The following is a 26,517-nucleotide window of genomic DNA, read 5'->3' as shown; positions in this document are numbered from 1 at the left end:
AGTGTATAAGTAGGGAACGGCAAAATGGATCTTGGAGCACAGTTCGACAGGTTCACCGAGAACGCAAAAAAAAGTCTGGAAAATGCCGATATCATAGCTAGGGCTATGGCCTCTAGCTACATTGGTACAGAACACATCTTGCTGGGCGTACTGCAGCAAGAGAGTTCGATTGGTGCCAAGATTTTGCGCAATTCCGGAGTGACTATGGATAAAGCCCAAGAAATAATGAGCTACTCCCCGTCTCTGCTTCCTAAAACCAGTCACAAGGGACTTTCAGAAACGGCCAAGGCTACCTTAACTTACTCTTGGCGGGTAGCCCGTGATTTCGGCCAGCCCTATTCGGGCACTGAACATATCCTGTTCGCGATCCTTAGCCAGAAAAATGCCCGGGCCAACGCTCTCTTAAAAGACATCAAGGTCGATCCGTCTATTGTTCGCGTCGAGCTGGAAGGCTACTTGAGTAACCAGCAGTTCTTCTCGGGCGAAGAAGCCACCAAAACTTCTTCGGCCACCACCAAAAAGCCCAAAACCAAGACGCCGGCACTAGACAGCTTTGGGGTGGATTTAACAGCGGCAGCAGTGGAGGGCAAGCTAGATCCTGTAATTGGGCGTGAGACAGAGATTGGCCGGGTAATTACTATTCTCAACCGCCGCAGTAAGAATAATCCGGTGCTGATCGGCGAGCCAGGAGTCGGCAAGACCGCCATTGTCGAGGGCTTGGCCCAGAAGGTAGTTACCGAAGAAGTACCAGAGATGCTGCAGGGCAAACGGATTATTATGCTCGATCTGGCCAGTGTGATTGCCGGTACCAAATACCGAGGCGAATTCGAAGAGCGGCTCAAAAAGCTACTGGATGAAACCAAGGCTAACCGCGACGTCATATTATTCATAGATGAGCTGCATACGGTAGTTGGCGCCGGAGCGGCCGAGGGCGCGATTGATGCCGCTAACATTTTGAAGCCGGCCTTAAGTCGCGGAGACATCCAGGTAGTTGGTGCTACCACGATTGAGGAATACCGTAAACACATAGAGAAGGATTCAGCTTTGGAGCGCCGATTCCAGTCGGTGCAGGTACCAGAGGCTTCAGTAGAGGAAACTATTGAAGTTCTGCAGGGACTGAGAGCTAAGTATGAGGAGCACCATCGGGTAGAAATTACCGATGATGCTATTGCACATGCCGCCAAGCTAGCCCAGCGTTATGTTGCCGACCGTTTTCTGCCAGATAAAGCCATTGATTTGATAGATGAGGCGGCTTCTCTGGTGCGAATTAAGCGCGGTGCTTCCAGTAAGCCCTTGCGAGGCCTGCAGAAGCAAATGGCCTCTATTCAGAATGAAATTGAAGAATCGGTGAATGAGGAAGATTTTGAGATGGCCGCAAAACTTAAGACTAAAGCCAGCCAACTAGAGCAGAAGATACAGGCAATGCAGGCTAAAGAAGGCGTGGGCCGCGAGTCGCTTAGGATTACGGCTCATGAGATAGCCCAGGTAATTAGCGTGATGACGGGCGTACCGGTGACACGGCTGATAAATACCGAGATCCAAAACCTAGTAAAGCTCGACCAGTCTCTGGCTAAGCGCGTAGTGGGGCAGAGTGAGGCCGTGGCAGCCATAGCTAAATCGATCCGCCGCAGCCGTACCGGTATTAGCGACGCGCGCCGCCCGATTGGATCATTTATATTCCTGGGTCCAACCGGTGTCGGTAAGACCGAGCTGGCTAGAGTGCTGAGCGATGAGATATTTAACAGTCGCGACGCACTGGTAAAGATCGATATGAGTGAGTTTATGGAAAAGCATAATGTCGCCCGTTTGGTCGGCGCTCCGGCCGGATATGTCGGCTATGATGATGGTGGCCAGCTAACAGAAGTGGTACGCCGCAAGCCTTACAGTCTAGTACTGTTTGATGAGATAGAAAAAGCCCACCCAGATGTGTTTAATATGCTGCTGCAGATTCTGGAGGACGGCTATGTATCAGATGCCAAGGGGCGCAGGATCGATTTCCGCAATACGGTGATTATTATGACCTCCAATGTGGGGGCTGAGAATTTGCGGCAGGCGGCGCGTCTGGGCTTTAAGACCGACACTCCCGCTGAAGAAAAACTGCTGCAGGAGCGCCACGAGGAGGTTAAGGAGCAGGTGCTGGAATCATTAAAGAAGACCTTCCGCCCCGAGTTCCTTAACCGTATCGATGACACTATAGTATTCAAACCGCTCTCTAAGCTGGATATTAAGAAAATCCTGGCGCTGCAGTTAGATGATTTAGGCAAGCGCTTGGGTGAACAGAATCTTATTATTAAGGTCCAGCCATCGGCAAAAGATTTCTTGATAGAGAAAGGTTACAACATCGAGCAAGGCGCCCGCCCGATGCGCCGGGCGATTCAGGATTACATTGAGGATCCGCTGGCTGTCGGCTTATTGAGCGGCGAGTTTAAAGAGGGCGATACGATTGCCGTGGCCGCTAAGGACGGCCAGCTCATTCTAAAGGCTTTGGCCAAGATTAAATCTTAAATAAATAAACTGTTTGCTTTTTGTTCGGTTTTTATGATACAATTCGGTTATGGCTAAGACCTTAACTCAATTTGTATGCGAGGAATGCGGTGCTCGTTATTCCAAATGGAGCGGCAAGTGCGTAGAGTGCGGCCGCTGGAACAGCCTGCTTGAACAGGTGCCGGCCAGCTCCAGCCGGTTTGCGGGAGCGACGGCCCTAAAGCCCGAAAGACTGGCCTCTATATCATCTGCTAAGATGCCGCGGATCGATACCGGCATACCGGAAGTAAATCAAGTCTTGGGCGGCGGCATCGTACCCGGCTCGGTCATGTTGCTTTCGGGCGATCCAGGCGTGGGCAAATCGACCCTGGTGCTACAGGTAGCAGCCAGGGTGGCCGCTGGCAGTACCGTACTATACGTGAGCGGCGAGGAGTCGGCCAGCCAGATAAAGCTGCGCTCGGAGCGCCTTAAGCTGGCAGATATTAACCTGGATTTGCTCACAGAAACCGGAGCTGAGCAGATAGTCGCTACGATTGCAGCCGGGCAGTACGATTTGGTTATAATAGATTCCATACAGACTTTGGGGGTAGAAAGCCTGACGGGCAGCCCTGGTACGGCCGGGCAGATTACCGCCAGCGCCCAGATACTGCAACAGGTAGCCAAGCGCACCCATACGGCTGTACTGATAATAGGCCATGTAACCAAAGAGGGGTTGATTGCCGGGCCGAAGATTCTAGAGCATCTAGTAGATGTGGTTATTTACCTGGAAGGCAGCCGCTACGGTACCTTTAAAGCCTTAAGGGGGGTAAAGAATCGCTTTGGAGCCGTTAGCGAGGTTGGCATTTTTGAAATGCGTGATTCTGGGCTTGTACCGGTACCAAACCCTTCGGAAGCGTTACTGGCAGAACGCCAAACAGCGCCTGGCTCGGTGGTGCTGGCCACGCTGGAAGGAACCCGCCCCCTACTGGTCGAGGTCCAGGCACTGGTATCCAAAAGTCCCTTCGGCTACCCCAAGCGAACTGCAGCTGGCTTTGATATTAACCGCCTAAATGTCTTGGTAGCGGTCTTGCAGAAGCGTACTGGGCTGAATTTGAGTGATCAGGACATTTATGTTAACATCGTTGGCGGACTGAAGATCACCGAACCGGCCGCCGATCTGGCAATTATTTTAGCAATCGCGTCTGCGTATAAGAATCAGCCGGTTGCCCATAATCTCATAGCATTTGGCGAAGTCGGTTTAAGCGGAGAGATACGGTCTGTCAGTAATGTGGAATCCCGCATAGCTGAATCTAGGAAACTGGGCTTTAAGTCGGCTCTAATGCCGCTATCTAAGGTAAAAGGCCGCACCGGCCAAGTAGCGAATATCGCCCAAGCCGTAGAAACTGCCCTACATTAAACTAAATAGGAAATTAATATGGAATTATTTTTAATTGGCCTGCTTGCTTTTGCCGCAATGCTAAGCGCGGCCATTGCAGCTAAGGCAATAGCAGCTAGAAACGCGGCAGTAAACCCTAATCTATTGGCTGCATCAGAGATTCTAGTAGATACATCGGTGATTATAGATGGCCGGATTGCAGATATAGCGCGAGCCGGTTTTGTGCCCGGTAAGCTGCTGGTGCCGAGATTTATTCTGGCGGAATTACAGAATATTGCCGATTCTAGCGATAGCCTGCGCCGCAGTCGCGGGCGCAGAGGGCTGGAAATGCTTAATACCATTAAGACGGCCGAGGGTGTGCATTTAGAAATTATAGAAGATGACCCTGAGGATGTAGAAGAGGTAGATGCCAAGCTGGTGCATCTAGCCAGAAAGCTAGGTACACAAATATTAACTACCGATTACAACTTGAATCGGGTAGCCCAGATCGAAGGCGTCAGGGTGCTTAATATTAATGAGCTTTCAAACGCTATCCGTCCAGTCGTACTTCCTGGCGAGCAGATGATGGTAAAAGTAGTGCAGGCCGGCAAAGAGAAGGGGCAGGGGGTAGGCTATCTGTCTGACGGAACTATGATTGTAATCGACCGCGGCGATAGGCTGATTGGCCAGGAGTTGCTAGTAGAGATTACCCGCGTATTCCAAACCGTAGCCGGCAAAATGCTGTTTGCGGTACCGGTTAAATCTGATAGCGGCCAGCCCCCTAAACGGCACAGTCGGCAGCGTGGCCAGCGCCCACAAGCCAGTGGCGCTAAAAACCGCCATCGCACAAATCGAAATATAGAAGACGACTTAGTAGAGTTAACCGCCTAACCACCATGAAATTATTGGATCTGAAAACTTCTTAAGACAGTTTGAGTAAGCAGGGTGCCACCATGGTAGGCCTGTACATACCATGTGTAATTACCGGGCGGAATGAAGGGCGTGGGAAAGGTATATGAGGTCGAGTTACCGGCATTATTACTCTGATTACCGCCTGGTCCGCTTACCGATATAATGTACTTATTTGCACCTCCCGCGGTAGTCCACCTAAAGTTAATACTAGATCCTGGCCCAAATACGACTCCGTTACCCGGGGCTGTGCCTTCAAAACCGCTGGTGCTGGTAACATTAACCGCCTCCTCATCTGTACCCTCGTATAGAGCCGTGTCGCTCACTTTGGCTTTAATCGTATGGCTGCCGGTAGCAGGGGGGTTATAAGTGAATTCGTATGAGCCTCCGCCGGTAGTTGATATCACCTGATCATCGAAGTAAATCGTAAGATTATTCACGGCGTGAGTGCCCTGGCTGACGTCGGCTCTTATGTTCAGCGGCCCGTTGCCGCTCACCGTTAAATTTACCGATGGCTTCGTATCGCTGCATTTATGGACGTCGTCTGATTCAGTCGGCAGTCCGCCCCCGGCACTGAAGCCCATGCTTTTTGCCAATGCCTGCACCGGCCCATTCCAGCGGCTATAAGCTGGGTCACTTGCGGGAATTTCAGCATCCATTTGGCCAGAGGTTACTTCCTGCACAGCGGACGGCGGAGTACAGTCAGTGGCTAGCTTGCCAGATACCTTATCTATTTTACCGGTCTTAACCGCCCCAGCTGTTTCTGGTTTATACCAAGAGGGGAATATATCGGTGCGGGTCTTTGGGCTGCCTCCCGATGTTGGCAGGGCGCCTGTATTGGCATCAAGTGTGACCTGTTTTATACCGGCTGGCTTTTCGAACTGCTCGTTCTTAATCTGTACACGCTTATCTGTAATAAAGCTCTTGAACGCCGGCGCCGAAACGGCACTGGCTGCTTTGGTCATCGACTTATTATCGTTATTACCGGCCCAGACGCCCACTACTATGCTTGGCGTGTAGCCCATGGTCCAGGCGTCTCGATAGTTTTCGGTCGTACCGGTTTTAATAGCGGTGTTTAAGCCAGGAGTTTGCAATGCTCCGCCAAATATATACTGCCCGGCGGCTTTATCGCTTAATATGTGGGAAATCAAATAAGCAATCTGCGGGTCCAGTGCTTTTTTAGGCTGGGCTTTTTTGGATTCTTGCAATGTCCGTCCTCGGGCATCGGTAATCTTAACCACACCGGTAGAAGGGTAATGTTTACCGCCGTTCGCAAACGTCTCATAGGCGTTAGCCATATCTACCAGCTTGACCTCGCCTGAACCCAAAACCAAGCTTAAGCCATACTTGGAGGAGTCGCTATTCAGGGTAGAAATACCCATTTTGCGCGCCTGGGTTAGACTGTCTTTGATGCCCGCAAGGTATAGTGCTTTAACAGCCGGTATGTTTAGCGAACCGGCTAGTGAGGCGCGCACAGATTGAACACCGTAAGTACGATCGGTATAGTTTTCTGGTTTGTAGCCGCCGCCGAAATCTGTTGTTACATCATACATAGTGCTGCCCGGGCCCCAGTTTTTTTTGAACATTGTGGCGTACACCAGCGGTTTAAAGCTCGAGCCGGGTTGGCGGTGGGCGGCCGCTACGTTAAAGGCGCCAAATTTTTCATCGTTGTAATCATATGAGCCAACCATGGCTAAAATCTCGCCGCTCTTAGGATCGGTAGCAACCAGCGCGGAGTTACTTCCGCCCAGTCGACGGACATTACCCATATTTTTCTGAACCGCATCAATGGCCGCTGCCTGTTTCTCTAAATCTAGGCTGGTAATCACCTTTAGGCCGCCCTGCTCAACCACTCGTGTGCCATACTTATTCGCCAGCCGTTCTTGCAGGAACTGGGTGAAATGCGGAGCCTTCGATTTAGATGCAATATTCGGCCTGGGGTTAAGTTTACTTAGAGTGTCTACGCTTTTCGCGGCCTTGGCCTCTTCATTCGTTATAAAGCCTTGCTCTGCCATACGGCTGAGTACCAGATGCTGTCGGGCTATCAAGGCGTCGCGATGGTTGCCGTAAGGCGAGTAGTAGGTGGGTGCTTGCGGCATAGCGGCCAGCAGTGCCGCCTCATCTAATGTTAGTTCGTGCGGCTCCTTTGGTACTTTCCTATCCTCAACATCTTTAGAGAAGTAGGTATTGGTAGCGGCTTTTATACCATATGATTGCGATCCGTATGGAATTTCATTCAAATAGAGCTTTAGAATGTCATCTTTCTTATAGAGCTGCTCGATTTCAATCGCTAGAATCAGCTCTTTGACCTTGCGCGAGAGGGTGCGCTCTGGGGATAGCAGGGCGTTTTTTACATACTGCTGGGTAATGGTTGAGCCTCCGCCCTTGCTTGGGTCACGGAAAACTACACCTGTAAATGCCCGGCCGATACCGAAAATACTAAAGGCCCCATGCTTGAAGAAGTCCTTATCTTCGATCGCAACGGTGGCTTTTTTGATATTGTCCGGCATTTCGTTGAACGCGATTACGGTTCGGTTTTTATCGCCGTGCACTTCGTAAATCAATGTCTGGCCGGTGCGGTCGTAGAAGCGGGTGTTCTGAGCGCCTATCCGGGCGTTGATCTTACCCGGACTAGGAAGGTCTTTGGCGAAGTAAAGAAAAATTAAAAATAGGAATAAAGAACCTACTCCGGCGATCTTGGCCGCGCGGCGAGCACCAGCTTGGTTGAGCCAGTAGCGCTTGAATCCAGTGGGTGTAAATGAGGTGGAAAAGAGTTTGAGCTGGCCTTTAAAGCCTTTAGCTCCTCCTCTTAGCACCCTGCGTCTTTTCATAGCAGTATTATAATGTTTGCGCTTGCTCTAGTCGAGGTTTTCTTGGGTTCCCAGACCACCGGTTATTCCTTATGGTATATTGTTAGAATGAATGAACTTATTTCTCGAGGCATCAGCGAAGTCATTACAGAGGCTGAGCTGACCCGTGCCCTAAAGGGCAAAAAAATGCGATTGAAGTTGGGAGTAGACCCCACTAGCCCCGATATTCACTTGGGCCATGCCGTGGTTTTGCGAAAGCTGCGCCAATTTCAGGACCAGGGCCATACGGTTATTTTTCTAATCGGAGACGCGACTGCCAGAGTAGGGGATCCCTCCGGTATAAACAAAACCCGGCCGGTGCTTTCAGACAAAGAAATTGAAGCTAATGCCAAGACTTATCTGGCACAAGTCGGTAAAATCCTGGATCTTAAGAAGGCGGAAATACGGCGTAATAGCGAATGGCTAGATAAGCTCGACTTAGCAAAATTGCTAGAGCTGGCCGGTAAGTTTACAGTTGCCCAAATCATCGAGCGCGATGACTTTAAAACCCGCTTAAAGCAAGGAGTAGAAATCTCCCTCCATGAAATCCTCTATCCATTGATGCAGGCCTATGATTCAGTATGCCTAGAGGCCGATGTGGAGTTTGGTGGCACCGATCAGCGTTTTAATATGCTGGCCGCCCGCAATTTGCAGAAAAAACTGGGGCAGAGGCCACAGCAGATAGTAATGTGCCCCTTGCTGGTAGGTACTGATGGCGTACAGAAGATGAGCAAATCCTTTGGAAACTACATAGGGATTACCGATACGCCTGCTGATATGTACGGTAAAGTGATGAGCCTGCCAGATGCTTTGGTCGGCTCATATTATGAGCTTTGCACTGATGTTCCTATGAATGTAATTAAGCAAGTCATAGCCGATATTGCGGCGGGGGCCAATCCGCGTGATACCAAAGCCTCCCTGGCCCGCGAAATAGTCAGGCAGTATCACGGAGAGAAGGAGGCAGCAGGTGCCGAGGAAGGGTTTAATAAACAGTTCAGAGATAAACAGGCCCCCGAGGATATTACGGAAGAGAAGATTACTAAAGCTGCTTGGGACCCGGCAGAGCTGCTGGTTGGGTTGGGTCTTGCCAGCAGTAAATCGGAGGCCAGGCGCCTGATAAGCCAAAAGGGCGTTAAAATTGCAGGCCAGACTATAGACGCGGATAACGTCAAGGTAGGTGATGGTGATATCGTTCAGGTCGGCAAGCGCCGGTTCGTCAAACTGCACCTGAGCTAGCATGTATTTAGACCGCTCGGTAGAAACCTTGAAGGGTGTCGGGCCGCTAGCGGTAAAAAGACTTGCCCGCCTTAAAATTACAACTGTTGGCGAACTGCTGAATCACTACCCTCGCCGTTATGATGATTTTTCTAATATTATTCCAATCCGCTCAATGCGGCCGGGCCTTGTAACTTTCCGGGCCGAGGTGGTTGCCATTGCTAACCGCCGGGCGCGCAGTCGCCGGCTGTCTATTACCGAGGCAATCCTTACAGACGAGACCGGTACGGTAAAGGTTGTGTGGTTCAACCAACCGTACCTTACCCGTAGCTTCCCTCCCGGCAAGCGGGTGCTTGTTTCGGGAAAGCTGGAGTTTAAGAACAGTGACCTGGCACTGCAAAGCCCGGCTATAGAAGAAGATAATGGTGACCCAAAGCATACGGCTCGCATTGTGCCGATTTACCCTGAAACAGAAGGGCTTACCTCAAAACAGCTCAGGGGTTTTATTATGCCGCTTTTGCATCGCGCCAGAGAGCTGCCAGAGACTCTGCCCGCAGAAATCCTAAAAGCCGGTAAGCTTGCGCCATTTGGTGAGGCCTTAACCGAAATCCACGCGCCCTCTAGTCGGCAGAAATTAGAGCAGGCCCGTCGCCGCTTTGCGTTTGAAGAACTGTTCTACGTTATTGCCGCTAGCCTAATTATAAAAAGTGAAATTAAGACTGAGCAGGCTCCTGTGATACCCCTGGATGCTGACGTGGCAAAGAAGTTTACTGCCGCGCAAGACTTCGATTTAACCGATGCCCAGCGCAAGGCCGCCTGGCAGATTCTGCAGGATATGTCTGGAGAGCGGCCGATGAATCGCTTGCTAGAGGGTGATGTAGGTAGCGGTAAGACGGCTGTAGCGGCCCTGGCTGCTACCATGGCAATGGCCGGTGGGCTTCAAGCTGCTCTGATGGTGCCGACCGAAATCCTAGCCAAACAGCATTTTGCCAGGCTGACACCCCTACTAAAACGGCTGGGGTACCAGACGGTACTACTAGTAGGCAGTCAAACGGCTAAAGCCAAGCAAGAAGCAAATAAACAGTTGGCCAGCGGCACAGCTCATCTTACTATCGGTACGCATGCTCTTCTATCAGAGGGTGTTAGTTTTGCCAACCTGGGGCTGGTGATTATAGACGAGCAACATCGCTTTGGTGTGTCTCAGCGACAGACGCTTAAAACTAAAGCCGGCTGCCTGCCGCACCTTTTAAGCATGACGGCCACCCCTATACCCAGAAGCCTGGCGCTGACTGTGTATGGCGATCTGGATATTTCGGTTATAGATGAAATGCCACCGGGGCGAAAAAGTGTGGCCACTAAGCTGGTGGAACCGGATAAAAGAGACAGTGCGTATAAATTCATTGATACTCAGCTCGCCCGCGGCCGGCAGATGTTTGTAGTCTGCCCGCTGATTGAAGATTCGCATGTACTAGAGGCCAAAAGCGTAACGGCCGAGGCCGAGAGGTTGGCCAAGGGGCCATTTAAGCATCGCCGGATTGGTGTGGTGCATGGCAGGCTTAAGCCAGCGGAGCGCGATGCCGTTATGGGGCGGTTTGCAGATGGCAAGCTTGATATATTGGTGGCTACCAGTGTGATTGAGGTTGGAGTAGATATCCCCAATGCCAGCATTATGCTAGTGGAAGGTGCGGAGCGTTTTGGCCTGGCCGCTCTGCATCAGCTGCGAGGTCGTATCGGGCGCGGTACGCATAGCTCATACTGTTTGCTGTTTACGGGTACTGAGGGTGGTGACGCATTTCGCCGTTTGCAGGCACTAGAGAGGACCCAGGATGGTTTCAGACTTGCTCAGATTGATCTTGAGTTGCGCGGACCGGGGGAGATTTACGGCCAAAAGCAGCACGGCATATTAGACCTGCGCTTGGCTGATTTGAGCGATACGAAGCTGGTAGCCAGCGTGCGTAACATTACGGCCGACTTTGTGGCCGAGCCTCAGGCCATGCTACAATACCCAATAGTTTTAGAGCGCATCAATCGCTTAAAAGCGATGACATCGCTCGATTAAGGGGCATTAAATGTATTCAGGATTCGTTACATCACGCAAGGCGGTCTCTAGTATTGGCATTCACCAAAAGTTCGATACAGCAGCCTATGAAATGATTCGTTCTTACCTTAAGGAAGATACATTTCCACCGCTCAAGCAAATATTGCATTTTGAAGGTATCAATGGCCCAGACGGTCTAAAGGTAAAATCGCCCGGCCGGCAGGAGCCAGGGCATCTCTATAACCCCAGCACCGATGTGGGGCCGATTCCAGAGAATATCTTGGGGCATTACCGAGTATTGGTTGATGCCTTGGCAAAAGAAGATTTAGTAAGGGCGGCTTTTGAGGCGGCCTGGATGGGTCATTACATTTGCGACGGTCTGACCCCTGCCCACCACTTTCCGCTAGAAGAAAAGATTGCCGAGCACTCCTCCAAGGTAAAAAACCCCAATTCCAGCTTTTTTAAACACAAAGTCTTTGTACGGGGTGAGGCACCGCGTGATATATTCCGGAAAGGCTGGGCTATTTGGGGCGGCAAAGGGCTGCTGACCACTCACTTTAATTTTGAAATGGGTGTAGTCATGGCTATGTTCGGCACCCGGCTGCGGGTTAAGCTCGATCCGGCAAAATTAGCTCGCGCCAGGCAGATTGGCCCGATCGAGTTCTTTAAACAAGAATCGCGAGATATTGCCAGTCTTCACATATACGAAACCTTTTATGAGACGGGTTGGAACTCAAGGGTGGCTAGATTGGTTAAGCACCGTCTCTCGCCGCAAACGGTTCATACGATTGGCGTCATTTGGCTGCTGGCCTACCTTGAAGCTCAGCAGAAAACCGCTACCGTAAAGCTTAAATCTAAACCAGCACCCAGAGTAGCAGTCAGGGTCTAGCGTGAGGATAATAGCCGGTAAGTTTGGCAGCCGGAGTTTGTCGGCCCCGGCAGGCATGGCCACCAGGCCTATGGCCGACAAAGTGCGCGGTGCTATGTTTGATGCCCTGGGAGATGTTACCGGTTTTGTTGTGCTAGACGTGTATGCCGGCAGTGGGGCGATTGGATTGGAGGCTCTTAGCCGTGGCGCCAGTAGCGTGGACGCGCTAGAGACGGGTGGGCAGGCGCAGGCTGTTATTCTAAAGAACGTTTCAGAACTAGGTGTGGCGGCCGATTTTCATCTTTATAAGGCCGGAGTAGAGCGGTGGCTGAAGTTCCCGGAGCAGCAGCAGCCGGCACCGCGCTATAATCTGATTACGGCCGATCCGCCTTACGATAAGCTGGACGTCGGCATTCTGGGCCAGCTGGCAGGTTTTTTACTCGCTGGTGGGCAAATGGTCGTTTCGCACTCTAGCAGGCAGCCCTCTCCTGATGTAAAATCATTAGAGCTTGAAAAGACAAAAACTTATGGCGATTCAGCCCTGAGTTTCTACAACCGTTCAAGCTGATGCGGGGATGTGGTGGAATGGTAGACACGCTAGTTTTAGGAACTAGTGCCGCAAGGCGTGAAGGTTCAAGTCCTTTCATCCCCACCAATTAGATTTATACTTGCAAGACAGTTCTTATACTGGTTTACTAACCTTGTCTACTTCTAGCACATCTACAAAGAAGGTTGGGTTATGGGAGAAGTTGTAGATCGGTCTTTTTTTCAAGAAGCTTCATCTACCATTAGGATTGCCATAGAGGCAGTTCGCCAGAGTGATACCAAGCGCAACAAAGCAGTACTCGCTCTCGCCCGTCACAATGCCGAAAGAATCGGCTACACGTGGGATTCCCTTCCCTGGAGGAATGACGATCTGATAAAAAATGATCAAGCCTACTTTGTCATGAATGCTATGGATAGCATTGATATGCTCATAGAGGCTGGCTTTATAGATGCCGAAGTACCGCCTGAGGCAATTGAGTATCGTAGAGCCGGCAAGGCTCATCATAACTCAATGTTTCCAGGCTAACGGGCCCAAGGAAGAAGGTACGCTTTTTCTCTGGGCCTTTTTCTTTTTAATCCGCCAATTGATTAAAAAATCGCTTTGTGGTGAAATATCTAGGCCTTGAAAACTAGGGAAAGGATGGAGGTGCCGCACAGATCATTGCTGTTCTTTACAGTTACAGTTGAGTTCGGCAACAAAAGCCGCCAAGCCGTCCACAAGGGCGCAGATCATGATTACCTGGTTTACCTTCATACCGAGGACATCGACCGAGAGAAGCTGACCGTTCGGGATAATTTTTACCGCTATTCAGTACGCTTGCTTGAGACCTTGCTCTGGGAGCACAAAAAGGGCGGTTTGTATCTTGCGATCGGTATCGGCTACGACCTGCAGTCCGATGAGATGGGCGTGGTCTATGAATCGATCGACTGCAATGAAGACAAGTGGTTTTTCAGGCCATGCGAAGGCAGTCACGGCTTTTTCTCAGATGGCCGCTTTATTCCAGCCAGGGCATAGACCCGCACCAAAACGGTGCGGGTCTTTTTCTTTGTGCCGATGACATTTTGGCTTAGCTTTGCTACAATACGCAGCTATGAGTTCTGAAATCATCAAAAAAAGCGAGACCGAAGTTACTTTGCTGATCAAAGTCAGCGAGACCCAGCTGAAAAAAGAGCATACCGGTGTCATTAACCACTTGCGCGCTGGCGTTAAGGCGGCGGGCTTTCGCCCCGGTAAAGCTCCCGACAATATCGTGGAGCGCGAGGTTGGTGCTGCCACCGTTCAGAGTGAGGTGATACAGACGGCTATTAATCACTATTATGGCCACGCCTTAGAAGATGCCAAGATTGCCGCTATCGGCCACCCGGATATTCAAATTAAAAAATTCGTACCCTACACCGAGCTGGAGTTTGAGGCCAAGGTAGAGATTCTGCCGGCTGTAAAACTGCCCGATTACACCAAGATAAAAATGGCTAAGCCCCAAGTTAAGATAGAAGACGACAAACTGCAGGAAGTGATCGAAGATCTCCGCCGCCGCATGGCCAAGCGCAATAAAGTTGATCGTGCCGCTAAAACCGGCGATGAAGTGCTGTTTGATTTTGCGGGCACCAAGGACGGCAAGCCGGTGGAGGGGGCGACCGCCAAAAACCACACCTTAAAGCTTGGCTCAAACCAGTTTATTCCTGGCTTTGAGGAGGAGCTGGTGGGTCTAGCGCCAAAAGCCGAAAAAACCTTTACCATTACTTTTCCCAAGGATTACCACCAAAAGGAGCTGGCAGGTAAGCCAGTGGAGTTTGCTATTACCCTGCACGAAGTTACAGAACTTGCCTTGCCGGAGCTTAACGATAAATTTGCTGCCGAAGTCGGCCCGTTTAAGAACGTAGACGAACTTACAAAAGACATTAAGGATCAGCTGAAGGTTGAGGCTGAGCAAGAGGCCAATCGCCAGTATGAGAATGAACTGCTAGAAGAAATCGTAAAAGCGAGCAAGCTTACCCTGCCTCAGCATTTGCTTTCGCACCAGGTGGATCGACTCAAGAGCGAGCTAGAGCAGAGATTGGCCACCAGCGGCCTGGATATGCAAAAGTACCTTAAGCTGCAGAATAAAACAGCCGAAGAGATGGAGGCCGAACTAAAGCCCGAGGCCGAGCGCCGGTTGGCATTGGCTTTAGTGCTACGCGAAGTGGCCGCTAGAGAAAACCTAAAGGTAAGCCCGGAGGAAATAGAAGCCGAGCTGACGCTACTCAAGCAGCGCTATACCGATAGCACTATGCAGAAAGAGCTGGAGAGCGAGAAGGTGAAAGAAGATATTTATAACCACTTAATGACGGCTAAAACAGTCCGCTGTTTGGTTGAATACGCCTCCAAATAAACTTATAATATTGGCAGTCGTAAGCAGCGAGTGCTAAAAGGAGATGGCAATGTCAGACAACAACCTTAGGAATCAAATTCTAATTCCGACTGTTATAGAAAAGACTGCCATGGGCGAGAGGGCCTATGACATTTATTCTCGCCTGCTGAAAGAACGTATTATCTTCCTAGGCAGCGAGATAGATGAAACTGTTGCCAACCTTGTTATTGCCCAACTGCTTTTTTTAGAAAGCGAAGACCCCAAAAAAGATATCGAGCTCTACATTAATAGCCCGGGAGGCTCAGTGTATGCCGGTATGGCCATACTTGATACGATGAACTTCATTAAGCCCAATGTTGCAACTGTTTGCGTCGGTATGGCCATGAGTATGGGTGCAGTACTGCTTGCCGGCGGCGCCAAAGGCAAGCGCTCGGCGCTAGCTAATGCCCGCATAATGATGCACCAGCCGTCTTCAGCATTCTCTGGCACTACAGCTGATATAGAAATTTCGGCCCGTGAGGCGCTTGGGTTTAGGGAGAGGATTAATAAAATTTTAGCTATCGCCACAGGTCAGCCTATTGAAAAGATTCACGGGGATACCGACCGTGACTTTTACATGGGGGCAGATGAGGCCAAAAAATATGGCCTCATAGACAACATAGTCGTTAAGAGGGGATAAGAGCTTATCTGGCTCAAGGTACTCGACACCAGGCAGTGGGCGCTCTATATTAAGCTTAATCAATAAACTTAAGGATACCGGTGAACAATTATCTGCAGCTGCTGCGCAACTCAAGCTTCGTTAAGCTTTGGGGTTCGCAAATATTCTCTCAGGTTGCTCAGAACTTACTGTTCTTCGCTTTAATCATCCGCGTTTTCGAACTGGCAGCCGAAACCAAGTTCGCTAACGTGTCGGTGGCAATGCTGGTGCTGGCCTTTGGTATCCCCGCCATTCTGTTTGGGCCACTGGCAGGAGCTTATGTTGATTATTGGAACCGCAAATGGGTGCTGGTGGTTTCTAATATTGCCCGGGCTATGCTTGTGCTTGCATACCCTCTAGTGGAAACTAATTTTTTCTTAGTCTTGGCTGTAAGCTTCGCTATCGCGACCATCAGCCAGTTCTTTGTGCCGGCCGAAGCGGCCTCTATCCCGCGATTGGTTAAAAAGAATCTGCTGGTCTCGGCCAATGCCCTGTTTGTACTAACCTTGTATGCTTCGTTCATAGTCGGTTATGGCTCTTCGGCACTCTCCATAAAGCTGGCAGGCCCGCATGGCCCGTACGTGGTGGCGGCTATTCTTTGGCTGGCGGCTACATTGCTTGATCTGATGCTGCCTTCGCTGGAGGCCGCCTACCATAAAAGGCACAAGCTATCTAACGATGTCTCGAGGGTTATGGCCGAAACCAGGCAGAATCTGCAGACGATTCTGGCAAGCCATAAGCTCTACTTTCCGATTCTACAGCTTACTATCACCCAATCGGTAGTCGGTATCGTACTGGCATTGGCGCCGGCTATGTCATTGGCTCTGCTCAAGATCCCGCTGACAGATTCAAGCTCCTTGTTGTTCTTGCCGGCCGGCCTGGGGCTGATAGCGGGGGTAATGTTAGTGAATAATCTGAGCAGTCGTCTTAGCCTTTGGCAGCTTGTGGCCTTGTGCTTGGTAGCGGCCAGCATAGGCCTGACTATGCTGGGTCTTAGTGGGCAGCTTTATCGCCATATCGGCGGCTTCAATGGCTTTAGTATCAGTGTAGTGAGCTGGACGGTTGCAGGTTTACTGCTTGTATTGGCGCTGCTGCATTCAATGATCAGTGCCGCCTCCCAGACTATGCTGCACCAAGCCACAACCGACGAGACGAGGGGTAAGGTGTTTGGCGCGCTGGGAATGATGGTTAATATTGCAGCCACCCTGCCGGTATTTTTTGCTGGCATCCTGGCTGATCTCTTCAGCGTTACTAAGGTGCTTACGGCCCTAGGGGTGGTGCTGACTGTTTATGCCATCTTCCAATACTACTCAATTGGGCGTCTAGCGCGTCCGGCTCCCTGGTGGCGAAAACTATTGACAAGAGTATCTAAATAAGCGAATATTAGACCCAAGAGGAAGCTTAAATCGCGAAGTAGGGTCGCCTGCCTACTTTTTTTGCGTGTAGGACTTTCGTATCTCTTTACTTCCTGGGATGCGAAAGCTCTAGAAGCCGATTTAGATAAATACCTCTTGGTTAATTTAATAATCAAAGAGGAGACAGCCTTTTGGCATCAGCCCAACCCACCCGCCGTTATTTCAATAAAACCGAGGAAGTTCTACCTCTGCCGAATCTCATCAAAGCCCAGAAGGATTCATTCGACTGGTTAATAGGTGAAGGTCTGGCGGAGCTGTTTGCTTCTATCAGCCCAATAGAAGACTTTACCGGCAAGAGCCTCGCGCTCTACTTTAAGGATTTTCACTTCGAAGAGCCTAAGTACGATGCTGCAACTTCAAAAGCTAAGAATGTAACCTACGAAGTGCCGCTAAAAGCCCAGGTAAGGCTTGAGAACAAAGAGACTGGTGAAATTAAAGACCAAGAGATATTCCTGGGCGATTATCCATGGATGACCGACCGCGGCACCTTTATTATTAATGGTGTAGAGAGAGTCATTGTATCCCAGCTAGTTCGTTCGGCTGGGGTTTTCTTTATGGCCGAACCGGCCGGTGGGCGCAACCTGTACGGTGCAAAAGTTATTCCTGACCGCGGTGCCTGGCTAGAGATGGACACAGCCGCTAACGGCGTAATTTCCGTTAAGATCGACCGCAAGCGCAAAATTCCAGTTACGACACTACTGCGCGCCTTTGGCTATAGCTCAGACGAAGAGATTATAAAACTGTTCAAAGATGTTGATACTGGTGAGATCAAGAATATTGCTGAAACCTTGGATAAAGACCCATCCTCTAACCAGAGTGAGGCCTTTATGGAGGTTTACCGACGTATTCGCCCCGGCGATCTGGCCACAGTTGAAAACTCAAAGTCTCTGATAGAAAGCATGTTCTTTGACCCTAAGCGCTACGACTTCTCTAAGGTAGGCCGCTATAAGCTAAACAAGCGCCTGGGCCTTAAGCTCGCAAATACGGTAGAAAACCGCATTCTGCGCCCCGAAGATCTGGTTGCCGTTATTCGCGAGGTAGTACGCCTAAACCACAGCCAAGGTCCGGCCAGCGATATTGACGACTTAGAGAACCGCCGCCTGAAAATGGTTGGTGAATTAATCCAGGCCAAGTTCCGGGTTGGCTTAGTCCGTATGGAGCGCAATGTTAAAGACAGAATGTCTGTTTACGACCGCGCTACTGTTACTCCCGGCCAGCTGATTAACGTTCGTCCTATTGTGGCTAGTGTTAAGGAGTTCTTTGCTTCCTCTCAGCTCAGCCAATTCATGGACCAGACCAATCCTCTAAGCGAAACCTCACACAAGCGCCGCCTGAACGCTATGGGCCCCGGCGGTCTCAGCCGCGAGCGCGCCGGCTTTGAGGTTCGTGACGTACACCGCAGTCACTACGGCCGTATCTGCCCGATTGAAACCCCAGAAGGCCCCAACATCGGTTTGGTATCGAACCTTTCTACCTATGCACAGGTGAATGAATACGGCTTTGTAGAGACCCCTTACCGCAAAGTTATTAATAGGATCAGTCCCGATAAAGCAGCCGGCCACATCGCCCGAACCACCATCAAAGATGGCGAAAAAACTATTATAAAACCCGGCGATAAAATCAGCCCGGCAGCCGCCAAAAGACTAGCTAAGCTGGGCCTGGAAGAGGTGCCTGTTAAGGCTAAGGTCACCGGCCGTATAGTCTATATGGATGCTGCTGATGAAAAAAACGCAGTGATTACTGAATACGGCACCAAAATCGGCCCCGACGGCTACTTTGTAGAACCACGGGTATCCGTGCGGCGTAGCGGTGAAGCCGAAGAAGAGGACGCCAATAACGTAGAGTATATGGATGTTTCTAGCCAACAGATCGTTTCCGTCTCTACGGCTCTAATTCCATTTATCGAGCACGATGACGCCAAGCGGGCCTTGATGGCTGCGAACATGCAGAAGCAGGCCGTGGCCTTAGTTAGCCCCCAGGCCCCAACAGTCGGTACTGGTATGGAGCAGGTTGTAGCGCGTGACTCGGGTCAGGTGATTGTGGCTGAGGAAGACGGAGTAGTGGAATCCGCTACAGCCGCCGAGATTACTGTGAAATACGCTAAAGCTGGCGTAAAGAGTTATCAGCTGCTGAACTTCGTGCGCAGCAACCAAGGCAACAGCATCCATCAGCGCACAGTCGTGCATTCCGGACAAAAGGTTAAAAAAGGCGACCTGCTAGCCGATGGCATGTCGACCGATGCCGGCGAGCTGGCCCTGGGCCAGAACGTTCTAGTGGCCTTTATGTCTTGGGGTGGTTATAACTTCGAAGATGCCATTATTATCAGCCAACGGCTGGTACAAGACGACCGTTACAGTTCGATTCATATCGAAACCTACACTATCGATGTGCGTGATACTAAGCTGGGCCCGGAAATCGTTACCCGCGACATTCCGAATGTCTCTGAGGACAGCCTGAAAGATCTCGATGAAACCGGCATTGTGCGCATTGGCGCCGAAGTCAGCGCCGGAGATATTTTGGTCGGCAAAATCACCCCTAAGGGTGAGCAAGAGCTTTCTAGCGAAGAAAAACTGCTGCGAGCCATTTTTGGCGAAAAAGCCCGAGATGTAAAAGACACTAGCCTGCGCATGCCAAACGGTGAGCGGGGTAAAGTCGTTGGCGTTAAGATCTTCTCGCGCGAAGGCGGCGATGAACTGCAGGCCGGAGTTATTCAGCAGTTCCATGTTTCAATCGCGCAGATGCGTAAGATTTCAGTCGGCGATAAAATGGCCGGCCGTCATGGTAACAAAGGCGTGATTGCCCGCGTATTGCCGATTGAAGATATGCCTTACCTGGAAGACGGTACGCCGGTAGATATGATTTTGAATCCGTTGGGTGTGGGCGCGCGTATGAATATCGGCCAGGTGTTTGAAACCCACTTAGGCTGGGCCGCTAATCTCTTGGGTTACAAAGTAGCTTCACCGGTCTTTAACGGCGTCCACATTACAAAGATTAAAGAAGAGCTGGCGCGAGCCGGCCTGCCAGAAGACGGTAAGGCTCAGCTCTACGATGGCCGTACGGGTGAGCCGTATCATGAGCGAACCACAGTCGGTTTCAACTACATGCTGAAATTGCATCACATGATAGATGATAAAATTCACGCCCGCTCGACCGGCCCTTACGCCATGGTTACCCAACAGCCCTTGGGTGGTAAGGCTCAGCGCGGCGGTCAGCGGTTTGGAGAAATGGAAGTCTGGGCACTAGAAGCCTATGGCGCTGCCCACAGTCTGCAGGAAATCTTAACAATTAAATCCGATGATGTTGTTGGCCGCTCCAAGGCCTATGAGGCGATTATTAAGGGCGAAGAAATTAGGGGCCCGCGCATTCCGGAATCATTCAATGTGTTGGTCAAAGAGCTGCAGAGTTTGAGCCTGGGTGTAGATCTGATCCGTGACGAAACTTCCCAGGAAGTTGATGCCGAAGAGGTGATTGCCGGTGAAATGGACGCCGATGTCGAGGAACTGGGCACAGATAAGCTCATAGTAGGCGATGAGGCTGTAGCTGATATGCCCTTGGTGGATCTAGCTGCCGGCGGCGGAGATGAGTTTGAAGAGGCTGAAAAAGCCGAAGTAACTGCTAAAGAAAAGAAAGAGGCTTAAGGTGGTAGACGCAAAAGAAGGATTAGACCAGATGACCAGTGGGTTCAGTGCTGTTAAATTAGCGCTGGCTTCACCCGATCAGATTTTAGAATGGTCACATGGTGAGATTATTAAGCCCGAGACCATCAACTACCGCACCCAGAAGCCTGAAAAAGACGGACTGTTTTGTGAGCGTATCTTCGGCCCCACTAAAGATTGGGAATGCTACTGCGGCAAGTACAAGCGAATCCGCTACAAGGACGTAGTTTGTGATAAGTGCGGCGTTCGCGTAACCCGCAGCATAGTCCGCCGTGAGCGGATGGGCCACATTGCTCTAGCTGTACCCGTAACTCACATTTGGTTCTTACGCGGCACGCCCTCCAGTATCGGCTTGGTACTGAATATGAGTATTCGCGATCTAGAGCGAGTGGTTTACTTTGCCAGCTACTTGGTAACTGAAGTTGACGACGAGCGGCGCAAGCAGGCTATTAGCGATCTGGAAAATGAGTACAAGACTCGTAAGGCCGATATCGAAAAAAGCTTTAAGGCCAAGGCCAGCGCCAAAGATGCCGATAAGTCTCAGCTGGCCGAGGCTCGGACTGGCGAAATGGCTGACCTCGAAGCTAGTTACAGCTCAGCCAAGACCGAACTTGATGGCCTGGCCAAACTTCAGCTTCTGACAGAAGCCAAGTACCGCGAGCTGAACTTAAAATATGGTGATGTGTTTAGGGCCGAAATCGGCGCTGAAGCCATTCGCAACCTACTAGCCGAAATCGACATCGAAAAACTAGTAAAGCAGCTCGCTAAAGAAGCCGAGCAGTCTGTTGGCCAGAAACGTAAAAAAACCTTTAAGCGTCTGAAGATGCTGGAGGGCATGAAGGGTGCGAATCTGCGCCCTGAGTGGATGGTTATTACCGATTTGCCAGTGATTCCGCCTGACCTGCGCCCAATGGTGCAGCTGGCCGGCGGCCGGTTTGCGGCTTCGGACCTGAACGATCTCTATCGCCGGGTGATCAACCGTAATAATCGCCTGAAGCGCCTGATTGAGCTTGGTGCCCCCGAGGTCATTCGCCGTAACGAGAAGCGTATGCTTCAGGAAGCGGTAGATGCTTTAATAGATAACAACGCTCGCCGCGAGCGCGCCGTGTCTTCGACCGGCGGCCGTCGTAAGCTTAAGAGCCTAAGCGATATGCTTAAAGGTAAGCAGGGGCGGTTCCGCCAGAACCTCTTGGGTAAGCGAGTAGACTACTCTGGCCGATCGGTAATTGTAGCCGGCCCGAACCTAAAGCTCGATGAGTGCGGCATACCGAAGATGATGGCTCTCGAGCTCTTCAAGCCGTTTGTCATGAGCAAGCTGATAGAAGCTGAACTGGCTCATAACGTGAAATCCGCTAGCCGGATGATTGAGCGCGCACGCAACGAGGTCTGGGACGCGCTGGAAGAGATTATTGCCGAAAAGTATGTACTCTTAAACCGCGCACCGACCCTGCACCGTCTCGGTATTCAGGCCTTCAAACCGATTCTGATTGAAGGCAAGGCTATCCAGCTGCACCCGCTAGTCTGCTCGGCCTTTAATGCCGACTTTGATGGCGATCAAATGGCCGTCCACGTGCCGCTTTCTGCGGCTGCCCAGGAAGAGGCCAAGACCATTATGCTTTCAACCAAAAACCTGCTGAAGCCGGCCGATGGAGCAGCTGTCGTCAACCCCAGCCAGGATATAGTGCTGGGCTGTTACTACCTGACCTACGACAACATCTCTGAACCTGAGCCACAGAAGCATTTTGCCGATTTCGATGAAGCGATCACCGCTTGCGAGCAGGGCGCTATTAAACTCCAAACGACTATTACGGTTCCAATAGAAGGTGTACGAACAGTTACTACGGCCGGCCGCGTCATATTCAATGAAATCCTGCCTGAAGCCATAGAATTCCGTAATGAAACTATGAATAAGAAGAAACTGCAGAAGCTGGTAACGGAAATATTTGTACGATGCGGCGGCGAACTGACCGCCATGACCGTGGATAATATTAAGGACCTTGGCTTTAAGTATGCAACGCTTTCGGGCCTTTCGATCGGCTTCGACGATTTCGTGGTACCGCCTCAGAAAGAGAAAATGGTGGATGAAGGCGAGAGCCAGGTGGTAGAAATTAGCAAGCAGTTCGACATGGGGCTAATTACAGATGAGGAGCGCTATCGCCGCACGATTGAAGTCTGGCAGAAGACCAATGAGCGGATTAAAGAGCTGCTAGAGGCCGCGATTAATGAAAGCAATGCCACTATCGGAATGTTCGTTGAATCCGGTGCCCGCGGAGATCTCAGCCAGGTCAACCAGATCTCGGGTATGTTGGGTCTGGTAAACAACCCGACAGGCCAGATTATTGAGCTGCCGATTAGGAGCAACTACAAAGAGGGTTTTTCTACCCTGGAGTACTTCTCCTCGACCCACGGCGCCCGTAAGGGTCTGACAGATACAGCCCTAAAAACGGCTGAGTCTGGCTACCTAACCCGCCGTTTGGTAGACGTTTCGCAGGATGTGTTCATTACCGAAGAAAACTGCGGCGACAAGGAGGGCAGTATCGTCAGCCGACACGAATCTGAAAGCATTGGCGAAACATTCGCTTACCGCTTGGCCGGTCGTGTGGCAGCTGCCACGGTTAAGAATGCCAAGGGTGAAGTAATAGCCAAAGCTGGCGAAATGATCAGCGATACTCAGGCAAACGCCATTGTGGCAGATGAAGCAATTGAAGAAGTTAAAATCCGCACCGTTTTGGGCTGTAAGACGCTCTGGGGTATTTGCCGCCAGTGTTACGGACTCGATCTTGCCCGGGGTGAGATGGTGAAAATGGGCGAGCCGGTCGGCGTTATTGCCGCCCAGTCGATTGGTGAGCCGGGCACCCAGCTGACTATGCGTACCTTCCACAAGGGTGCTGCCGCTGGCGGCGAAGACATTACCACCGGTCTGCCGCGTGTAGAGGAGATTTTTGAAGCCCGCGCACCGAAAGGTCAGGCAGTGTTGTCTGAGATCGACGGTATGGTAAAAGTTCGCGAAGAGTCGGGCAAGAAGATTATTAAAATCACCCCGGCCAATATCAAGGTTACCGAGTACGCGCTAGACGGCCGCAAAACCCAGGTGAAAGACGGAGCAATTGTGAAGCCGGGCGATGTGATGGCTGCTGATGCTGACGGCAAGCGAGCTATAAAAAGCCGCATTGAAGGCACCGTAGAACTGAAGCGCGGTAAGATTCTGTTGGCCCACACCGGCGAAGCCGTAAAAGAGCACCAGGTTCCCGTGTACCAGTCGGTACAAGTATCTAATGGCGATCTGGTTACCCGCGGTCAGCGTTTAACAGAGGGCTCAGTGAATCTGCAGGATATGCTAGCGCTGTTGGGCGAAAAGGCCGTACATACCTACATAATTGACTCCGTTCAGTCTATCTACTCCTCGCAGGGTCAGGCCATTAACGATAAGCACATAGAGATAATCATTCGCCAGATGTTCTCGAGGGTGCAGGTAGAAGATCCGGGCGAAACTCTGTTTGTTACCGGCGACATTGTGCCGAAGATGAGTGTAACGGAAGAAAACGCCGCATTGAATGCTAAAGCCAAGGTGGCTACATACGATCAGCTGCTTCTGCCGATTACCAAAATTTCTACTTCGTCCGATTCATTCCTGAGTGCTGCCAGTTTCCAGGACACCACGCGTGTGCTGATAGCAGCTGCTACCCGCGGTAAGTTCGATAAACTGCGTGGATTAAAAGAGAATGTGATTATCGGCCGACTGATACCTGTCGGTACCGGGTTCCGTGCCGCTGAAGCCGAGAAGAAAAAGCCTAAAACCAGAGCTAAGGCTGCAGCCAAGAAGTAAAATGTTGACTAAACCAGTAAAAATCTGAGAAACTATCCCAGCTATGCCAACCATTAACCAGCTAATCCGCAAGCCGCGGAAAGATCCAAAGAAGAAGACCAAAACGCCGGCCCTTTCCCGGACCTTAAACGCGCTCAAGGGCAGGAGCTACGTGCATCCTTCGCCGCTGAAGCGTGGAGTCTGCATTAAGGTCAGCACTACCACCCCGCGTAAGCCGAACTCGGCTCTGCGTAAGATTGCTCGTGTACGGTTAACCAACGGTATGGAGGTAACGGCTTATATTCCCGGAATTGGCCACAACCTGCAAGAGCACTCGGTGGTACTGATTCGCGGCGGCGGCCCTAAAGACTTAGCCGGTGTACGCTATACGATTGTGCGTGGCTCGCTCGATGCGGCTGGTGTTTCTAACCGTAAGCAAGGGCGCAGTAAGTACGGTGCCAAGAAGGAAAAAAAGTAAATGCCGCGTAAGAAGACGAAATCTTTTAAGAGAGAATTAATACCTGATGTAAAGTATCAGAATGTTTTAGTTACCAAAATGATTAATAAAATCATGCAAGACGGCAAAAAGCGTCTGGCCGAGCAGCTGCTGTACGATGCTATGGAGCAGGCCGGTGATCAGCTTAAGAAGGATCCGGTAGAGATTTTTGAAACCGCAATTAAGAATGTCGCTCCATCTGTGCAGGTCAAGGCCAAGCGGGTCGGTGGCGCCACTTACCAGGTACCAATGGAAGTCCGGGGTGATCGCAAGATTCACTACGCTATGATCTGGATAATCGGCGCGGCTCGTGCAAAAGGCGGCCGGGCGTTCGATAAGATTTTAGCCAAAGAGCTGATGGATGCCTACAACAGCGCTGGCGACGCCGTTAAGAAGAAAGAAGACACCCACAAGATGGCCGAGGCCAATAAAGCCTTCGCTCACTTCGCCAGATACTAGTAAAGATAATTATAAAAAAAGCCCTCTTACCGAGGGCTTTCGCTCGCAGTAAGAGGGCGTTACTCGGCATATGAAGTGCCGTATTCAATCGGTTCAGGGTCGAGTTCTTTTAGTCCTAGCTCACGGCAAGCATCCAGTATCCCGGCTATTCTCTCCGGTCTGCCGCCATACTTTTTCTCCCACTCTATTTTGATGAGTGCGGGGAATTGTGCTTTGGGCGGGTCGTTATTGGCCTTGATATCCTTGATCCGCTGCCGGTTGCCGGCTTTGTAGGCTGCTTCTAGCTCGGAAAAAGGAATAACTGGAGGCCTTCCCTCCATTCTGTGCCATCTGGCCGTGTAGGGCGCAAGGTGTATATCACACCTTTCCGGATTGTAGCTACCGCAATTGTCGTAGCAATCGCTGCGGAAGAACAGGTCACCCAGATAGCCTCGGCAGACGTACTCACTTGCAATTCGCTTGGCAGATTCAAACGGCATATCTCCGCACTCCTGCTGGTCAAAACCGGCTTCATCGAATCTGACAAACAACGGCATAAGACCCAAGCCGACCAACGCAAGCTTGGCTTCCCGGCGGTACATCAGGATTGATGTGCGTTGTTCGCTAGAAAAATGGAAGAAATCGTTTCTTTCTCCCTCCTCATTCAAGGTAACTACTGCAATGCTGTCGAAACGGCATATTTTATACCCGGCCCTAGCTACCAATCCTTCCGCAACTTCTTTCAGAGGAGCATCTACTTGTCCGTCGATCCAACTCCAATCCGGTGGAACAGACTCAATTAGTCTGGCGGCAATTTCAGCGTCACAGTATGGGATCTCAAAGGCGTATGCTTGGCTCATCTAATCTTCTCCTCTAAGGACCCGCTGCCTACCTCGAGGGCTCCAGGCTGATTTATGAGGCGCATCCCCATACCCATCTCGTAGACGGAATATCCCACCTGAATCAAGGTGAATGGGTCACGCCCTTGCTCCAGATAGATTGCCTCCACAATCTGTTCGAATCCCCTGAATCCCCAAGGCACCAAAATGAACAGCATTTCGTAGGTGTACGGCGCAAGCAGCTTGCAAAGCTTTTGCCATGCACCGGCTGCATCTTTTTCTGTATTAAACAGTTCCGGTTCAACCTGAATGATTGTGCGATCGCTTCCGCCCGATAGAATCGAAATCTCTGCAAGATGCTCATCGGATAGGTCAGTGAAGTTCAGCACAAGCGCAAAAACAGGCTGCGGGTCGGCTGGCAGCACTTCGCTGCGTACCCGTGTTGGCTCAAGTTTGCCAGACATTTTACCTTCTTTCACTGTCAAGGTTTGTAGAGGCAGTTATAGGGGAAAGCGGGTAGTGTAGCAAGCTTAAGTGCATTACTCCCGGCCACGCTTGGC

18 protein-coding genes, 1 tRNA gene and 1 pseudogene are annotated in these 26,517 nt (G+C 50.9%); 17 read left to right on the top strand and 3 right to left on the bottom strand.

Going from position 1 to position 26,517, the window contains the following annotated elements; all coding sequences use genetic code 11:
• The first annotated feature begins 24 nt into the window (after positions 1–24).
• The 3 genes and pseudogenes from VNA68_00790 to VNA68_00780 all read left to right on the top strand — a co-directional run bounded on the left by VNA68_00790 (position 25) and on the right by VNA68_00780 (position 4,594).
• On the top strand, positions 25–2,505 hold the full coding sequence (locus VNA68_00790) for an AAA family ATPase (GenBank protein HVE80666.1): 2,481 nt from the start codon (positions 25–27) through the stop codon (positions 2,503–2,505).
• A gap of 49 nt (positions 2,506–2,554) precedes the next feature.
• Positions 2,555–3,880 (top strand): DNA repair protein RadA, encoded by a 1,326-nt coding sequence (gene radA, locus VNA68_00785; GenBank protein ID HVE80665.1) that lies wholly within the window; start codon positions 2,555–2,557, stop codon positions 3,878–3,880.
• A gap of 141 nt (positions 3,881–4,021) precedes the next feature.
• A pseudogene (locus VNA68_00780) lies at positions 4,022–4,594 on the top strand (PIN domain-containing protein).
• Positions 4,595–4,740: 146 nt separating this feature from the next.
• On the opposite strand, the gene VNA68_00775 reads toward VNA68_00780, so the two are convergent.
• The gene (locus VNA68_00775; GenBank protein ID HVE80664.1) at positions 4,741–7,578 is read right to left on the bottom strand and encodes a transglycosylase domain-containing protein; all 2,838 of its coding nucleotides are present in this window, start codon (positions 7,576–7,578) and stop codon (positions 4,741–4,743) included.
• 87 nt (positions 7,579–7,665) lie between these two features.
• Between VNA68_00775 and tyrS the strand changes: the two genes are divergently transcribed.
• From tyrS to rpsG, 14 genes are all read left to right on the top strand, one after another.
• Positions 7,666–8,832: a tyrosine--tRNA ligase gene (gene tyrS, locus VNA68_00770; GenBank protein ID HVE80663.1), complete on the top strand. Its 1,167-nt coding sequence runs from the start codon at positions 7,666–7,668 to the stop codon at positions 8,830–8,832.
• A 1-nt stretch (position 8,833) separates the two neighbouring features.
• Positions 8,834–10,870 carry an ATP-dependent DNA helicase RecG gene (recG, locus tag VNA68_00765; GenBank protein HVE80662.1) on the top strand — a complete coding sequence of 679 codons (2,037 nt, stop codon included), beginning with the start codon at positions 8,834–8,836 and terminating at the stop codon, positions 10,868–10,870.
• Between the two features lie 10 nt (positions 10,871–10,880).
• Complete coding sequence (locus VNA68_00760) at positions 10,881–11,738, top strand: hypothetical protein (GenBank protein HVE80661.1); 858 nt, start codon at positions 10,881–10,883, stop codon at positions 11,736–11,738.
• A gap of 1 nt (position 11,739) precedes the next feature.
• Positions 11,740–12,285, top strand: coding sequence for a 16S rRNA (guanine(966)-N(2))-methyltransferase RsmD (gene rsmD / locus VNA68_00755; GenBank protein ID HVE80660.1), 546 nt, complete (start codon positions 11,740–11,742; stop codon positions 12,283–12,285).
• A gap of 3 nt (positions 12,286–12,288) precedes the next feature.
• A tRNA-Leu gene (locus VNA68_00750) sits at positions 12,289–12,372 on the top strand.
• 84 nt (positions 12,373–12,456) lie between these two features.
• Positions 12,457–12,789 (top strand): hypothetical protein, encoded by a 333-nt coding sequence (locus VNA68_00745; protein ID HVE80659.1) that lies wholly within the window; start codon positions 12,457–12,459, stop codon positions 12,787–12,789.
• Positions 12,790–12,885: 96 nt separating this feature from the next.
• Positions 12,886–13,278 (top strand): hypothetical protein, encoded by a 393-nt coding sequence (locus VNA68_00740; GenBank protein HVE80658.1) that lies wholly within the window; start codon positions 12,886–12,888, stop codon positions 13,276–13,278.
• A gap of 76 nt (positions 13,279–13,354) precedes the next feature.
• The gene (gene tig, locus VNA68_00735) at positions 13,355–14,632 is read left to right on the top strand and encodes a trigger factor (GenBank protein HVE80657.1); all 1,278 of its coding nucleotides are present in this window, start codon (positions 13,355–13,357) and stop codon (positions 14,630–14,632) included.
• Positions 14,633–14,681: 49 nt separating this feature from the next.
• Positions 14,682–15,290 carry an ATP-dependent Clp protease proteolytic subunit gene (locus VNA68_00730; GenBank protein HVE80656.1) on the top strand — a complete coding sequence of 203 codons (609 nt, stop codon included), beginning with the start codon at positions 14,682–14,684 and terminating at the stop codon, positions 15,288–15,290.
• An 80-nt stretch (positions 15,291–15,370) separates the two neighbouring features.
• The gene (locus VNA68_00725) at positions 15,371–16,684 is read left to right on the top strand and encodes an MFS transporter (GenBank protein HVE80655.1); all 1,314 of its coding nucleotides are present in this window, start codon (positions 15,371–15,373) and stop codon (positions 16,682–16,684) included.
• Positions 16,685–16,854: 170 nt separating this feature from the next.
• Positions 16,855–20,361, top strand: coding sequence for a DNA-directed RNA polymerase subunit beta (locus tag VNA68_00720; protein ID HVE80654.1), 3,507 nt, complete (start codon positions 16,855–16,857; stop codon positions 20,359–20,361).
• A 1-nt stretch (position 20,362) separates the two neighbouring features.
• The gene (gene rpoC / locus VNA68_00715; GenBank protein HVE80653.1) at positions 20,363–24,205 is read left to right on the top strand and encodes a DNA-directed RNA polymerase subunit beta'; all 3,843 of its coding nucleotides are present in this window, start codon (positions 20,363–20,365) and stop codon (positions 24,203–24,205) included.
• A gap of 43 nt (positions 24,206–24,248) precedes the next feature.
• A complete protein-coding gene (gene rpsL, locus VNA68_00710; GenBank protein HVE80652.1) occupies positions 24,249–24,662 on the top strand; it encodes a 30S ribosomal protein S12 in 414 nt (137 codons plus the stop codon).
• Positions 24,663–25,139 carry a 30S ribosomal protein S7 gene (gene rpsG / locus VNA68_00705; protein ID HVE80651.1) on the top strand — a complete coding sequence of 159 codons (477 nt, stop codon included), beginning with the start codon at positions 24,663–24,665 and terminating at the stop codon, positions 25,137–25,139.
• Between the two features lie 59 nt (positions 25,140–25,198).
• Here rpsG and VNA68_00700 read toward each other — a convergent pair whose 3' ends face one another.
• Together VNA68_00700 and VNA68_00695 are read right to left on the bottom strand one after the other, a co-directional pair.
• The gene (locus VNA68_00700) at positions 25,199–25,978 is read right to left on the bottom strand and encodes a hypothetical protein (protein ID HVE80650.1); all 780 of its coding nucleotides are present in this window, start codon (positions 25,976–25,978) and stop codon (positions 25,199–25,201) included.
• Positions 25,975–26,421, bottom strand: coding sequence for a hypothetical protein (locus VNA68_00695; GenBank protein ID HVE80649.1), 447 nt, complete (start codon positions 26,419–26,421; stop codon positions 25,975–25,977). The genes VNA68_00700 and VNA68_00695 overlap by 4 nt, the downstream gene beginning before the upstream one ends.
• Between the last annotated feature and the right edge of the window lie 96 nt (positions 26,422–26,517).

Source organism: Candidatus Dormiibacterota bacterium (assembly GCA_035536395.1).
Classification (GTDB): Bacteria; Patescibacteriota; Saccharimonadia; order UBA4664; family DATLOE01; genus DATLOE01.
The sequence above is the reverse complement of the archived record's forward strand: the minus strand, read 5'-3'. Positions and strand labels throughout refer to the sequence as shown.